This window comes from Trinickia sp. (assembly GCF_036503415.1).
GTDB lineage: Bacteria > Pseudomonadota > Gammaproteobacteria > Burkholderiales > Burkholderiaceae > Trinickia.
Map to the genome: position 1 here is coordinate 88,418 of NZ_DASXWY010000031.1, position 14,222 is coordinate 102,639.

General features: G+C 60.4%; 15 protein-coding genes and 1 riboswitch. Of the genes, 3 read left to right on the forward strand and 12 right to left on the reverse strand.

The window, feature by feature from the left end:
- Positions 1-196 precede the first annotated feature (196 nt).
- Positions 197-1,222: a LysR family transcriptional regulator gene (locus VGL01_RS04980; RefSeq protein ID WP_331567651.1), complete on the reverse strand. Its 1,026-nt coding sequence runs from the start codon at positions 1,220-1,222 to the stop codon at positions 197-199.
- 437 nt (positions 1,223-1,659) lie between these two features.
- On the opposite strand from VGL01_RS04980, the gene VGL01_RS04985 reads away from it, so the two are divergent.
- Positions 1,660-2,160, forward strand: coding sequence for an Ohr family peroxiredoxin (locus tag VGL01_RS04985; RefSeq protein WP_331567653.1), 501 nt, complete (start codon positions 1,660-1,662; stop codon positions 2,158-2,160).
- A 109-nt stretch (positions 2,161-2,269) separates the two neighbouring features.
- On the opposite strand, the gene VGL01_RS04990 is transcribed toward VGL01_RS04985, so the two are convergent.
- The 4 genes from VGL01_RS04990 to VGL01_RS05005 form a co-directional block, all read right to left on the reverse strand.
- Positions 2,270-2,509, reverse strand: coding sequence for a hypothetical protein (locus tag VGL01_RS04990; protein ID WP_331567654.1), 240 nt, complete (start codon positions 2,507-2,509; stop codon positions 2,270-2,272).
- A gap of 303 nt (positions 2,510-2,812) precedes the next feature.
- Positions 2,813-3,136: a DUF190 domain-containing protein gene (locus VGL01_RS04995; RefSeq protein ID WP_331567655.1), complete on the reverse strand. Its 324-nt coding sequence runs from the start codon at positions 3,134-3,136 to the stop codon at positions 2,813-2,815.
- A gap of 49 nt (positions 3,137-3,185) precedes the next feature.
- The gene (crcB, locus tag VGL01_RS05000) at positions 3,186-3,572 is read right to left on the reverse strand and encodes a fluoride efflux transporter CrcB (protein WP_331567657.1); all 387 of its coding nucleotides are present in this window, start codon (positions 3,570-3,572) and stop codon (positions 3,186-3,188) included.
- Between the two features lie 19 nt (positions 3,573-3,591).
- Complete coding sequence (locus VGL01_RS05005; protein ID WP_331567659.1) at positions 3,592-4,566, reverse strand: LysR family transcriptional regulator; 975 nt, start codon at positions 4,564-4,566, stop codon at positions 3,592-3,594.
- Positions 4,567-4,820: 254 nt separating this feature from the next.
- On the opposite strand from VGL01_RS05005, the gene VGL01_RS05010 reads away from it, so the two are divergent.
- The gene (locus VGL01_RS05010; protein WP_331567661.1) at positions 4,821-5,456 is read left to right on the forward strand and encodes a 2-hydroxychromene-2-carboxylate isomerase; all 636 of its coding nucleotides are present in this window, start codon (positions 4,821-4,823) and stop codon (positions 5,454-5,456) included.
- A gap of 79 nt (positions 5,457-5,535) precedes the next feature.
- Here VGL01_RS05010 and VGL01_RS05015 read toward each other — a convergent pair whose 3' ends face one another.
- A complete protein-coding gene (locus tag VGL01_RS05015) occupies positions 5,536-6,423 on the reverse strand; it encodes a hypothetical protein (protein ID WP_331567663.1) in 888 nt (295 codons plus the stop codon).
- 382 nt (positions 6,424-6,805) lie between these two features.
- A riboswitch (FMN riboswitch) is annotated at positions 6,806-6,964 on the forward strand.
- Positions 6,965-7,034: 70 nt separating this feature from the next.
- Here VGL01_RS05015 and VGL01_RS05020 point away from each other — a divergent pair.
- Positions 7,035-7,535, forward strand: a complete 501-nt coding sequence (locus VGL01_RS05020; RefSeq protein ID WP_331567665.1) for a 6,7-dimethyl-8-ribityllumazine synthase — start codon at positions 7,035-7,037, stop codon at positions 7,533-7,535.
- Positions 7,536-7,597: 62 nt separating this feature from the next.
- Here the strand turns inward: VGL01_RS05020 and VGL01_RS05025 are convergent, their stop codons facing one another.
- From VGL01_RS05025 to VGL01_RS05050, 6 genes are all read right to left on the reverse strand, one after another.
- Entirely contained in the window at positions 7,598-8,389 is a 792-nt protein-coding gene (locus VGL01_RS05025) for a glucose 1-dehydrogenase (RefSeq protein ID WP_331567667.1), read from the reverse strand.
- Between the two features lie 27 nt (positions 8,390-8,416).
- A complete protein-coding gene (locus VGL01_RS05030; RefSeq protein ID WP_331567670.1) occupies positions 8,417-9,886 on the reverse strand; it encodes an FGGY-family carbohydrate kinase in 1,470 nt (489 codons plus the stop codon).
- A 35-nt stretch (positions 9,887-9,921) separates the two neighbouring features.
- Positions 9,922-11,004, reverse strand: a complete 1,083-nt coding sequence (locus VGL01_RS05035) for an ABC transporter permease (RefSeq protein WP_331567672.1) — start codon at positions 11,002-11,004, stop codon at positions 9,922-9,924.
- Positions 11,005-11,024: 20 nt separating this feature from the next.
- On the reverse strand, positions 11,025-12,563 hold the full coding sequence (locus tag VGL01_RS05040) for a sugar ABC transporter ATP-binding protein (protein WP_331567674.1): 1,539 nt from the start codon (positions 12,561-12,563) through the stop codon (positions 11,025-11,027).
- Positions 12,560-13,195, reverse strand: a complete 636-nt coding sequence (locus tag VGL01_RS05045) for a DUF2291 family protein (protein ID WP_331567676.1) — start codon at positions 13,193-13,195, stop codon at positions 12,560-12,562. Before VGL01_RS05045 ends, VGL01_RS05040 begins: the two co-directional genes overlap by 4 nt.
- A 68-nt stretch (positions 13,196-13,263) precedes the next feature.
- Positions 13,264-14,208, reverse strand: a complete 945-nt coding sequence (locus VGL01_RS05050) for a D-ribose ABC transporter substrate-binding protein (RefSeq protein ID WP_331567678.1) — start codon at positions 14,206-14,208, stop codon at positions 13,264-13,266.
- Positions 14,209-14,222 lie beyond the last annotated feature (14 nt).

A 14,222-nucleotide genomic window follows, 5' to 3' on the forward strand; every position in this document is an offset into this window, starting at 1 on the left:
AACATCGATAGGGATCCGAGACGAAACATGGCGCTCTCCACTAACGACCTCGACGCCCCGCCAACTCAATCGAGCTGATCGCGGTGTCATGTCGGAATAGTAGGCGTCGAGTCGCCACCTCGGTAGATACGCATCGGAACACTCACTGTTGCCCTGTGGACACCAATACAACATGCGACGGCACTACTTGTGGTGTTCACACCTGATGCAGGCTTTCCGAGTCGTCGGTATTGAATTCGCCCAGGCAAAGGGAATTGCGCGCCCGGATCTCGTCCGTCATGAAATCGACGAACACACGAATGCGTGACGGCAGATGCTGCCGGCAGAGATAGCAAATGTAGTGACCCCGGTCATCCGGAACATATCGCCTTAGCGCCGCGACGAGCTCGTTGCGCGCAATGTAATCGCACACTTGATAGCCCGGCATCTGGGCGATTCCGCGGCCCTCCAGGACCGCTTGCAATACCAGGTCTGCGTCGTTGAAAGTCAGTCTGGCGGTCGGCAGATACTTTCGCAGATGGCCGTCGACCTTGAAATCCCAATCAAAGACGCGACCGTTGAACCTCAGGTTGATACAGTCGTGCTGGGCCAGGTCTTCCAGCGTGGATGGAAGACCCCGCTCCTCGGCGTAGGCGCGCGACGCGCAGAGTACCAACTGCATTGGAATCAACTGTTTCGCAATGATGCTGGAATCCTCGATGCACCCATCGCGAAACGCGACGTCGATCTGTTCCGCTGCGAAATCGACTGGCCTGTCGTCCAGCAGCAGGTCGACTGCGATATCAGGATAGACCTCGGAGAACCGGAAAAGCAGCGGAGCAACCACTTTGCGTCCGAACCCGACAGTCGAGAGGACGCGAAGGAAGCCACGCGGTGGACCCTGGCGGAGGTCCAGCATATCGTTCACGGCCCCAACGATATGAGCCACGCCCTGGTTGCAGTTCTCGAAGAACCTTTCGCCCTCTTGCGTCAGGGTTGTCGTTCTTGTCGTTCGGAGAAACAGGCGCGTACTGAGCTGCGTTTCGAGCTTCTGAACATTTCGGCAGACAGCCGAACGCCCTACCCCCAATCGCTCCCCGGCTTTGGCGAAGCTTCCCTCGGTTGCGACCGCCATGAAGGCGATGATCCCAGCGTAGCTCGTCGCGAAACAGGTAGACAAAGCGTCAGCGTTATTTGGCAAGCCAACGCGGAAGCCTCGCTGCGATGTATCCGATTGGTCCATTGATAGCCCCAATACTGAGACGTGGTCGGATCGGCCGTCCGGGTGCCAGCCTGCGCTGGCACCGGCAACGACTGCCAAGTTGCAACTATGAAGTGGCGGTCATTGGCGCAACTCCGGGGGGACCGGAAACGGCTGCATGGAAAACTATCGGGCAAGGTCCCCGTCGCATGCGGCGCCGTCAACCTGGAGATGTGGGTCTGGATGGAAGTGTAACACTCGCCTGTTTCGAAAGCAGTCTCTTGGATGAGCGCCTAATGTCCGATCATTTCATTTGGATTGTCGCCAAACGAGAAACATCATGTCGCCCATGACGGCCCTACCGTTGCTATCGGCGTCCGTTTACGATGGGGGCGGCATTGTCCCGTAGTCTGCAAGAGAGACTCCGACCAATCGCTGGCTGGGGTCGGATCGCACGTCACTGAACTCGAGAATGCATCATGGACGATAAAAAGCTGCAAGCGCCTCCGCTTTCCCTTCTCGACAGGTATCGGGGCCGCGATTTTCATCCCCTCTATACAACGAGTGTCACCGTTTCCGGGGGCGAGACGGGACACGGGCGCGCATCTGGAGTGGCCCGCTCGGACGACGGAAATCTGGTTGTGGAGCTGCGGCTGCCCACCGAGTTCGGCGGCCCCGGGAACGGGACCAATCCCGAGCAGTTGTTCGCCGCGGGCTTTGCGGCGTGCTTCCACGGCGCGCTGAACCTGCTCGGCAAACGCGCCGCGATGGACATCGCCGATACTGCTGTCGAAGTGCAGGTTTCGTTCGGTCGCGATCCGATGGACGGAGGCTATGCGTTGGTCATCGACCTGCGGGTCCGGATGCCGGGCGTCGATCGATGCGTGGCGGAAGAGATGGTTCGAACTGCCGAGCGCTTGTGCCCGTATGCAAAGATGGCCCGACAAGGGACCGTCAATATCGTGACCGTCGTTGACTGACCCAACGCCCATGGGGCGGCAAGCGCGCGTGATTGTCCGTTGTCGAAGACATTCCCTACTTCACCGGCACCAGGACCGGCGCACCTTCGTCTTCAAAAGATCACACCGCTCATCCGCTATGCGCCGGCATGGCCAACGTGCGCTCGTATTGCGTCAACCGCAGCTCCGTCGGCATCGCCGAAAGCTGCTCCAGCAACGCCGTCAATCGTCGGCGATCGACGATCGATATGGTTGTCGCTTCCAACAGGTGCTCGATCTGCGAGACCCAGTATTCACGACGGATCAGCCAGGGAAGGCGGGCTAAAGTGTGCACCGTCTTTTCCAGTCGCTCGATTTCTCCCCTCACCATGCGTATCCTCCTGCCCCGTCGGAAACCCACCGCTCCGTACGGCCGGATGTCTCCGAGCCGTTCGATGAACTTGGCGCAACAACCATACATCGAGTCGCGGAATGACGGTCAGGCCCACCAGGCTCGGGAGAAGGGATAGCCACAGCGTTCGCGCAAACGTTTGGCCGTTCATCACCGCCCTCTCGTCATGACTCCATGCCTCTTGTGTAACGGCTGACGAGTGCGGCACTTGATAGGGGCAAACCCTCATTCGGCGCGTACCCTCCCGCAATCGCGAGAGCCGGCCTCGGTTGCGTTCACGGTCTACGTATTGTCGATGGCACCGAAGCGGGCTGGGATGATCGCATAGAGGGCGCGCAGCTTTTCCTGCGAGACGCGTTCGATGAGACGCTTCGCTTCGGCCTCGGTCACGACGAATTCGACTTCGACCGTCAACGAGCCCTGAAGCTCGAAGAAGCGCTCCTCGTGCAGAACACGATGCGCGCCGAAACCGGCCATCGCGCGAAAGGCGGAGCCGCCCGTCACGCCCATTCGGCTCGCTTCGGTCAGCAACCACTCCCACAACGGCTTCCAATGCAGCCGATGGTTTTCGTGGACATAAAACCGTAACAGCACATACTCGTCCATGGCGCGTCTCCAGGAACGGGGGAGCAGGAGCGGGCGCCGGCCGGCCTCCTTACGCTGCGTAGAGCCAGGCCCGGGCTGTCCAGATGCCGAGACCGGTCAGCGCGAACGAGCCGAACACATGCAGCGCCGCTTCGATCAGCGCCCACGCAAATTGCCCTTGCGCGATCAGTGTGACCACTTCCGCCGAAAACGTCGAGAACGTCGTGAGCCCGCCCATGAAGCCGGTGATGACGAAGAGCCGCCATTCGGGCGGCAAACCGGCCTTCGCGGTGAAAAAGACCAAGGCGACGCCGATCAGATAGGCGCCGATGAGGTTGGACGCAAGGGTGCCGAGCGGCACCATCGGAAACACCGCATTGAGTCCGATCGAAAATCCCCAGCGCAGCAACGCGCCCAAACCGGCGCCAATGAAAATGGAAAGCAGCGTGTAACCCAAGGTCCCGTCCTGATTCAAGTCATGTTCGGCGTTTTTTTATGAACCGGGATGGTACGGCAGACGAGGCCGGACGAACAGCGTCGTTCGCGTCGAACCGCCCTTCGAACAACTCGCGCTCACGAGCCAGCCCTTCGCCCACGACATCGAAGAACGCTCTGACGCGTGCCGTGCCTTTCAGATCGGAGTGCGCGACGATCCAAAGCTCGCCCTCGAGTTCCGGCACCGGTGCGCGCAGCGCACGGACGACGCCGGGCTGGCTGTCGCCGAGATAGCACGGCAATAGCGCGAACCCGATACCGGCACGCGCCGCGACAAACTGGTTGATGAGACTGTTGGTCCGGTAAACGAAAGCGTCGGCAGCGGCAGTGCGAGCCAGCCATTCGGCCGCCTGGATACCCGATGCAGCGTATTCCCAGCCAATCAACGCGTGGCCTTCGAGTTCGGCGACGTGCGCCAATGCGCCGCCGTGCGCCTCCAGATATTCGGGCGAGGCGTAAAGCGCCCATGCGACATTGGCCAGCCTGCGGCCCCAGAGCTCGCCTTCCTTCGGGCGCACCGGACGCAGCGCGATATCGGCCTCCCGGCGCGAGAGATTGAGCACGCGGTTGTCGACGGTCAGTTCGACCACGATGCCGGGATGCGCCTCTCTGAATGCCGCCAGGTGGCGGGTCAGCCGACTGAAAGCGAGTGTTTCCGACGAAGTGACGCGCAATCGGCCGGACAGCCGATGGTCCCGGCCCGTGATGTCGCGATCCATGGCCAGCACCTCGTCCTCCATCCGTTCGGCCGCGGCAGCCATGCGGGCCCCGGCTTCCGTGGCCTCGTAGGCCCCGCCCGCCGAGCGTTCGAAAAGACGCACGCCAAGCCGGCTTTCGAGCGCCTTCAGACGTCGAAAGGCCGTCGAATGATCGACGCGCAGCCGCTCGGCCGCCGCCGTCAGGCTGCCTGTTCTACATACGGCGAGGACAAGGCGAAGTTCGTTCCAGTCGTTCATGAACGCGACGCTAATCGGCTTCTTGCGCGGTTGCAAGCCCGGACCGCGTTCGTACCATGGGTTTTGCGTCTATGCATCGGTCGCGTCAGCCCGAGCGAGGGGCCGAAGGGGACGATGCGACCGGGACCGGCCTCGCGCTGCACGAGATCGTCTCGCGTGCGACACTGGCGGACATTCGCGCCCTGTCCGGGGCGCCGTTTGTGCCGTTTGTGCCGTCCGCGCGATCGCATGCGCGTACCGGCCGAGGAGCGTCCATGCCCGACACCATCGACTGGTTCTTCGACGTAGTCTCCCCGTTCGCCTACCTGCAGATCGAACAGTTCGACAAGCTGCCGGCAGGCCTGGCCATCCGTCCGCGCCCGGTGGTGCTCGGCGCGATCCTGAACCACTGGGGCCAAAAGGCCCCCGCCGAGATCGACGCGAAGCGTACGTTCACCTACCGGCATGCGCTGTTTCGCGCTCAGCAACTCGGCATTGCATACCGCATGCCGCCCGCGCATCCGTTCAACCCGATCAAGGCGCTACGTTTGACGATTGCGATGGGCGGCTCGCTCGATGCGGTCCGTGCGGTGTTCCGGCACATCTGGCGCGACGGACAGGAAGTGGCCTCACCCGAGGGCTTTGCCGCACTGTGCGAAGCGGTCGGATTTCCGGAGGGCGTCGCCGCCGTCGAGCAGCCTGCGGTGAAAGACGCCTTGCGCCATCACACCGACGCGGCGATCGCACTCGGCGTGTTCGGTGTGCCCACGTTCGTGCGTAACGGCGATCTGTTCTGGGGAGAAGACGCGACGGCGATGTTCCTGCAATGTCTGGAGAGCGACTGGCTGGCCACGCCGGAAGTGCAGCGCGTGAGCGCGTTACCGGTCGGCGTCCGGCGTAGCGGATCGTGACACCCAGGCGCGCCCGCGGGACTCCATGACGTTGGGACGACCGCGGCCGCCCCGGCGAACGAAAAGACCGCTATCCGGTCTAGCGCGCGCCCAGCGGCGCCGGAGATTTCGGGTTCAGGGCCGCGGCACTCGAATCGTGGTTGGCGAAGGGCTCGGCGGTGCGCTTCATTTGCGCCGCAATGTTCGCGAACTGCCGTTCGTATGCAGCGGTATGGCCTGACTTCACGGCGGCGCTCACGTAATCGTTCGCCGTCGGGTAGGCGGCACGAACGTCGCCGAACGGACCAATACGGGCGTACCAGTCGGAAGGATTCCCAAAACCCATTTGCTCCAGACTCCGGCGCGCCTCGGAAAAGTATCGAACCATATCGGTCACCGACCCGTACTCGGCGGTTTCCTTCAATCGAGCAGCATGCTCGATGCCGAGGCGTCCATGCTTGACATGCCGGTTGAGCGTCTCGAACTCTTCGCCCCGATACAGGTTCGAGATTTCCACCGCAAGCGCTGGCAGCGACCGGTGAGCACCGCCCGGGGCATCGCTAGCCACTTCCTCCGAAAGATGGATGCGACGCAGTCCGGGGTGCGTAAAGGCTTTGGGCAAATGGTCGCCGCGGGCAACGGTGATCGTGACTCCCCCTTCGCCGACCACCTTTTTCATGCGTGCGCGAAACGTCGGCGATTGCTCGTGGAGTACCTCGAGTTTCGCGACGAGATTCGATACGCGCGGGTCGTCGGCCGGATTTCGGATATGCGCGGCGACAGCAGTCCACCCGCTCGACTTGGCCACCGCGGCCGGTCGTGCGCTGCTCGCAGCCCGCCCGGGCAGCCCTTGCAGGTAGCCATCGGCGAGCGCTCGCCGACCACGAGAAGCGGACGACCCGGCGGCATTCGATGACGATGCCTGGCTCCCGCCCGTAGCGGATGCGATCGGGTGCGCCCCGTTCGTGCGAGTGATGTCGAAGCCCATTTCCGCGCTCGTGATGCCGTTACCGATAAAGGAAACGTCATGCTGACCCCGGCGGGTTCGAAGTGCCGCATTGTCCGGCGAAATGCGGGGGCGATGCGCGAAGGCATCGCCAGACCGTTCGCTACGCTCGCCGCCGTGCAGCGAAATGTGCGATGAGAGCGCGAATGCCCCGCTCCGGCATTCGGCGACGGCCCGCGCCTCATGCGGCGATTCCTTTTCATGATCGTCCCTTATGGCGCCGGCCGCCGGAGATGTGGTGAGAAGGCGCCAGCAAATCCGTGTCGCATTATCGACATCGCCATCGTTCGCTATATGCCACCATCAGGCCGAGCGTGCAACAGGGTCGTGGGATCCGTGGTAACGTACGCTCCGTTCGTCAAGAACACGTTCTCGGGGCGGGGTGCAATTCCCCACCGGCGGTAATCGTCTTAACGGACGTAGCCCGCGAGCGCTCTGTTTCGACATTGCTGCGATAACAGAGGTCAGCAGACCCGGTTGGATTCCGGGGCCGACGGTATAGTCCGGATGAAAGAGAACAGGACAGCCAGCATTCCCGCGCACGCGGGAGACGGCTGTTCTTCGCCCTGTTTACTCAAAACAGGCTGAAATCCATGAACAAATCTCTCTCGATCGAAGCACAAGCACCATTCGTTTACGGCGGCAATGGCACCCGGATCGCCTTTATCCAGGCATGCTGGCACCGCGATATCGTTGACCAGTGCAAGCACTCTTTTCTGAACGTCATCAAAGAGTTCGGTTACGGCGCTGAGGACATCGACCTCTACGAAGTCCCAGGCGCGTTCGAAATCCCCCTGCATGCCAAAAGGCTCGCCCAGAGCGGTCGTTACGCAGGCATCGTCGCGGCGGGACTAGTCGTCGATGGCGGCATCTATCGCCATGAATTCGTCGCTCAGGCGGTTATCTCAGGCTTGATGCAGGTTCAGCTCGAAACAGGTACTCCCGTGTTTTCCGCTGTTCTGACGCCGCACCACTTCCATCACGGCGAAGAACACATCAAGTTCTTCACCGATCATTTTGTCGTGAAGGGAGCGGAAGTCGCACGGGCATGCGCAGATACGGTACGCAAGGTTTCTCTGCTACAGCCTGCCTGAACTCGGACACCGCCTGCGGTGCAAGGTCGCGGGCAACATTGCTCGCGACTACGCACACGGGCTCAGGACATGAACATGCCACCATCCACGTTGATGGCCTGCCCCGTGATGTAGGCCGCGTCATCCGACGCAAGGAATGCGACAAGACCCGCGACATCCTTGTCGCTGCCGGCGCGCTTCATGGGAATGCTTTCGACCCATTCGGCCATGAGTTGCCCGGGCTTGTAGTCGCCCAGCAGCTTGCCCCAGGCTTCGTCGTTGTACGACCACATATCGGTCGCGATGATCCCCGGGCAAAACGCATTCACCGTGATGCCGGTCGGTGCCAGTTCTTTCGCCAGACTCTGCGTGATTCCCAGAACGCCGAACTTGCTCGCTGCATAATGTGGCGTGTAGACAAAACCTTGTCGGGCCTGTCCCGATGCGGTGTTGATGAGGCGACCCGCTTTTCCCGCGCGCAGCATTCGCTTCGCCGCTTCCTGGCAGCAAAGGAAAACGCCTTTGGTATTGACCGCGAGTACCTTGTCCCATTCGTTTTCTGTCAGATCCTCGAGCTTCGCGATGGTAATGACGCCCGCGTTCTGGACAGAAACATCAACCTCGCCCAACTTGGCTGCAACTTCTTCGTAGAGCGCGACGACCTGGTCCTTGCTGGTAACGTCCGCTTCGATGGAAATGGCCTCGAAGCCCGATTCACGCAGTTGGACTACCGCGTCATGCACCCCGTTTTCGTTCGCCGAGATGCATACTTTTGCGCCCTCCTCGGCGAAACGCCTCGCAATACCCAATCCGATGCCGCGGCTGCCGCCCGTTACCACCACAACCTTGTTCTCGAAACGCTGCTGGAATGCCATTTCTCGATCTCCATTAATCGACGGAGCTCAAAGCCGCCCGATCCATTGCAACCACTGAGCGTGATTTCTCGAGGCAGCTTCGACGCCCGCCCCCGGCTCTACACGTCTTGCCACCACCCGGGTCTTGCGATATGCGTCGAGGGAGCTGATCGCCCCAAGCTTCAACGCCGCAAGCACTGCCGCGCCTGCGGCCGATATTTCGCTCAGCGCGAGCGTACTCACGGGCCGGTTCAACGTGTCGGCGAGATATTGAAGAAGGAACGGCCTCTGCACCAACCCACCGTCGACGAAAAGTTCGCGCAGCGGGACATGGGCCTCGCCCTCCATGACGGAGATCACGTCCTTGATCTGGTAGACGATCGACTCATAAGCCGCCCGCGCCACGTTTTGCCACGATGTCGAAAAGTTCAGACCCACGATCTGTGCGCCACCCGGATATTTCCAATGCGGGCATCCGATTCCTGAAAACGCGGGAATGAAAAAGACGCCGCCGTTGTCGTATTCCGTGAACGCGCGCTCTGCCTCTATGAAGTCGTCGAAAAGTCGCAGTTTCTCTTTCAGGAACGAAGGCGTCGAACCCGCACTTATCACGATGCCTTCGAGTGCGTAATCGATACGTTGGTCAGTGGCAAGGCAAACGGTCGACACCAGGCCGTGAGTGGCAGGCAAAGGCTTGTTGCCCACGTTCATCATGATCGACGAGCCTGTACCTATCGTGGCCTTGGCCATACCGGGGCTCAGGCATCCCTCGCCGACGGCCGCTGCATGAGAGTCACCGATCATCGATACGATCGGCACAGGCCGATCGAAGATGCCATCGAAATCGCTTGCACCGAAATCGAATGACGACGGATGCGGTTCGGGCAGTTGCAACCCCTGCAAACCGAAATCAGCGAGCAGTTCACGATCCCATTCCAGGTTGCGAAGGTCGAACAGCATCGTCCGGGACGCGTTCGTATAGTCGGTGCGGTACGCCGTACCCCCGGTCAAACGATGCAGTAACCAGCTATCCACCGTACCGAAGTGCGCTGTGCCCGCTTTGATGTGCGATCGCACCTGCTCATCGTTTTCATTCAACCAGACGAGCTTCGTACCCGAGAAGTACGGGTCGATCAACAGCCCCGTCTTCTCGGCAATGGCGGGTCCCCTACCTTCCTTCTTGAACCGGTCGCATATGGCGAGCGAACGTTGACATTGCCACGATACCGCCGGCACGATGGGGCGACCTTCCGCGTCCCACAGCACGACCGTCTCGCGCTGGTTCGATATCCCGACACCAGCGATGTCCTTGCTCTCGCCTTCGAACGCGCCGAGGCAACTGGATACAGCTTGCAGCACCGACTCGTAGATGAGATCCGGATCCTGCTCGACGAATCCCGTACGCGGATGCGCACAAGGCACAGCGACGAAGCCACGGGCGTGCACCTGCCCTTCGAAGTCGAAAACGAGCGCCTTCGTACCGCTCGTGCCTTGATCGATCGCCAGAATGTATTGCATGTCCGCTTTCATGAAGGCAGTTCGAGTCCAGACGCTCACGCGGTGAGCGAAACCATGCGGGTTTGCAAGCGCTGTTGCAACTGGTCGATGACTACCGCGAAGATGATGACGAGGCCCTTGATGACCATCTGCCAGAAATCGCTGATGCCGCACATCACCATGCCATCGCCGAGAATACTAATCACACAGGCACCGACGACCGAACCGAAGACCGTGCCGCGGCCACCCATCAATGCGGTACCGCCCAACACGACCGCGGCAATCGCATTCAATTCGAACGTCTGGCCCGTCAATGGGTGCGCGGTCTGCAATTGAGCTGTGATCACGAGCCCGACGATCGCCGCGCAAAACCCCGAGAACATGTAGACGAACAGCTTCACCCGATTGGTACGAATTCCGGAAAAGCGAGCGGCCTGCTCATTGCCTCCGATTGCATAGATGCGGCGACCAAGCGGCGTGCGCTTTGCAATGAAAATTGTGATCGCGGCGAGAATCACCATGATCCACACGGGCATCGAAAGCCCGAGAATCGTGCCGTTTCCGAGAAACTCGAAGCCCGTGTTGCCCAGAGCCGCGTTGCCCCCGAGATCGGCAAAGGTGCCGCCATTGTTGACGAGCAGCGCTGCGCCGCGCACGACGTACAACATGCCGAGCGTTGCAATGAACGGCGCCACGTTGAGCGCCGTGATCAGGTAGCCGTTCACCGCGCCGATGACCGCACCCAGCGCGCAAGCGATCAGCGTCACTCCCCACGGGTTGAAAAACACCACGTAGTGGCCAAGCTTGACGCCTTCGAGCAAAAGATACCCTGCCGCCATACCGCTGATGCCGACGATGGAGCCGACCGAAAGGTCGATGCCCCCGGTCAGAATAACGAGCGTCATTCCGATCGAGAGAATGGCGACGATGGTGACGTGTTTCGCCATGATCAACATGTTGCCTGCCGAGAGGAAGTTTTCCGCCGCAAGCGAGAACACGATGATGATCGCAAAGAGTGCAATGAAGATCCGCAGCTTGAGCACGCTCACCGCGATGCGGGCAGCCACGTAAGCAGACTGCCGGTTGTGTTTGCCGTGAACCGGCTGGATCGAAGGATTGCTGCTGTTCGGAGTGCTCATGGTTTGTGCCTCAAAATGCTTCACACTACGGCTGTTGCGGGCGTGGACGCGCGCACGATGCGTTCGCTGTCGAACTGCGAACGCTCCATGATTGCCGTCAATTTTCCGCTGGCCATCACGAAGACCCGATTGGAAACAGCCATTGCTTCATCTAGCTCCGAGGTCGCGTACACGACTGCGATACCCGAGTGCGCGAGGAGACTAATGGTCTTGTAGACGTCCTCCTTGGCACCGACGTCGATCCCTCGAGTCGGCTCGTCCATCAGCAGTACCTTCGGCGATGTCAAGAGCGCCTTGCCGATCACGACCTTCTGCATGTTGCCCCCCGAGAGCGACGTAATGGGCGCGTCGACGGAAGCGGCCTTGATCGCGAGGCGCTTGACGATATCGGTCGATGCCTCGAGCTGTTTGTCACGTCGCAGTGCACCGAAAGAGAAACGCCGGGTGAACTTCGACAGACTCGAGAGCGTCATGTTTTCGAGGATCGACATCAACTGCACCATCCCCTGCTTCTGCCTGTCCTCCGGTACCAGCGCGATGCCCGCCTCGATCCGCTTGTGGATCGGCAGATCTTCGATCGCCTTGCCGGCCAACTCGATTTCGCCGAGCGCCAGCGGCTGCGCGCCCAGCAACGACTCGAGCAGTTCCGTACGACCCGCGCCCATCAGACCGTAGATACCGATAACCTCACCGGCCCTGACGGAAAATGAAACATGGTCAACCGCGTAGATACCATTGGGGCGCTTTAGCGCAAGGTCCTTGACCTTGAGAACCTCCGGGCCGATTGCATGCTGCTCGAAGGCGAATCGCTTTTTCGACGATCCCACCATCGCTTCGATGATCCACGGAATGTCGATATTCGCAATATCGTCTTCCGCCACGAGGCGTCCATTACGCAGCACCGTAATGCAGTCGCCGATCGCCATGACCTCTTCCAGACGGTGGGAGATGTAAATGACCGTGACGCCCTCTTCCTTCAGTTGCGCAATGATCTTGAAGAGAATCTCGACTTCCGTCTTCGAGAGAGCGGAAGTCGGCTCGTCCATGATCAGCACCTTGATGTGCTTGGAGAGCGCCTTGGCGATTTCCACCAGTTGCTGTTGTCCGACGTAGAGATCGCCCAGTCGTGTGCGCGGGTCGATCGGAATCTGCAGACGATCGAGCAGTATCCTTGCTTGATGGTCCTCGTCCTTGCGGCGGATCACCCCGGAACTGGTCAGTTCGTTTCCGGCGAAGATATTCTCGGCAACCGTCATTTCGGGAAACAGGTTCAATTCCTGAAAGATGATGCCGATGCCATGCCTCTCCGCGCTGCGCACGTCCGAGATCTGCGCGATCTTCTCGTCTACCAGGATTTCCCCGGACGTCGGGACTTCCGCGCCGGCGAGCAATTTCATCAACGTCGATTTACCCGCGCCGTTTTCGCCGATCAGCACATTGACCTTGCCGCGTCGCACCTTGTAGTCGACGTCCAATAGTGCCGCGGTCCCGGGATAGACCTTGGACAACCCGCGCGTCTCGATGACGTTGACCGGATTCATGGTTCGGGATTCGCTCATTTCCAGGCCACCGGAATCGCGCGGATTTCACCGGCGGGCTCGCTCCAGCTGCTGTAGACCGCTGCCACATCCACCGTGTCGCCCACCTTGAGCTTCAGCGATTTTTGCGCTCGCGCGACGACGAGTTTGTTCAGCTCCTGTCCAAATACCGCGAAGCGCGTCTGGTCGTCGAAGTCGCTGTACTTGATACCGGGAAAGCCGTCACGAACGCCAGTGCCAATGACGACCGGCCCTGTCTCGAGTGCGATATGCACTGGATCGCCGCCGGACGAAGGCGTGACATCCACGTACGCCTTTCCAACGCGCGATGAAGTGTCGACCTTCGTGACCTTGCCGCGCACACGAATCCAGAAGTTGCATGGAAAAGCCGTGCTTTGACGGAAACCGTACTCCTTGCAGGCGCTATCGAAATTCTGGCCGACTGCGCCGATCACCTGAGCAGCCGGCTTGGCCGTTTTGTCCGCATACGGGATCAGTTGTTCGCTCAGGATTTTTTCGGGATCCGGGCCCTGATGCTGTCCCTGAGAGCGAATCTGGGCGAGTTCGGTATCCGTCACGACGTGACACCCGGCAACCGAAACGGCGCCGAGCACTACCAGCGCCAGCCCGGCTGCAGATGGGGAAGAAACCATGACTACCTCTCTTGACGACATTTGCGCAGGTGCCGCCCTCGCCGCACCCGCTCCAACGCCCCATGCGCCTACTTGTTGTAATAGAAGTCTTTGACGTGAGAAGCGTTGTCCTTCGTGATCAGGATGCCCCGCGTGAGCTGACGTTCCGGTTCGCCTGTCTTGCCAGTCGCGATGTACTTGTCGAGCAGGTCGACGCCGTGTTTCGCAATGCCTTGCGCCTGCAACATGACGCTGGCCTTGAGCTTGCTCTGGAGAATCGAATCGCGCTCATCGTTGCTGCCGTCGATACCCATCACGACAACGCTCTTCTTTCCGGCCGATTCGAGCGATGCGATCGCACCGAGCGCAACGGGACCGTTACCGCAAATGACGCCCTTGATGTTCGGGTGTTCCTGCAGGATCGAATCCATCGCCTGCTTGCCCGGCAGCAGCGCACCCTTGGCATCCTGGCGGGCCACCATCTTCAGATCGGGATACTGATCGAGCACCTGGTGGAATGCCTGCGATCGAGTCACGCAATTCTTGTCGGCCAAGTTGCAGGTGAGTTCGACGTACTCGCCCTTCTCGCCGATCGCCTCGACGAACTTTTGCGCGACTTCAGTACCAGCCTGTAGATTGTTGTGGCTCAGTTGCGCAATTGCGATGCCGTCCTTCGGAATCTCGCGGTTGATCAGCACGACAGGCACCTTCTTTTCCTGGGCAGTGCGAACGGTCGCGACGCTGCTGTTGGAATCCGCATTGTCGAGAACGATACCCTTCACGCCCTTGCCGATCACCAGATTGATCAGTTCGTTTTGCTTGTTCACATCCTCGCCGTGCGACAACACGATCGTATCGTAACCAAGCTTCTTGGCCTCGGCATCGGCGCCCTTCGCTTCCGCGGCGTAATAGGGGTTGTCGAGGGCGTTGACGAGAATTGCGATGGTCCCTTTCGAAGCGGCGAGCGCATCGATGGAATGGACCGCTGCGAGCGAGGCAGCGACGGCGGCCGCGAGTGCGAATTTCCTCAGCATTTTTGTCTCCAGGT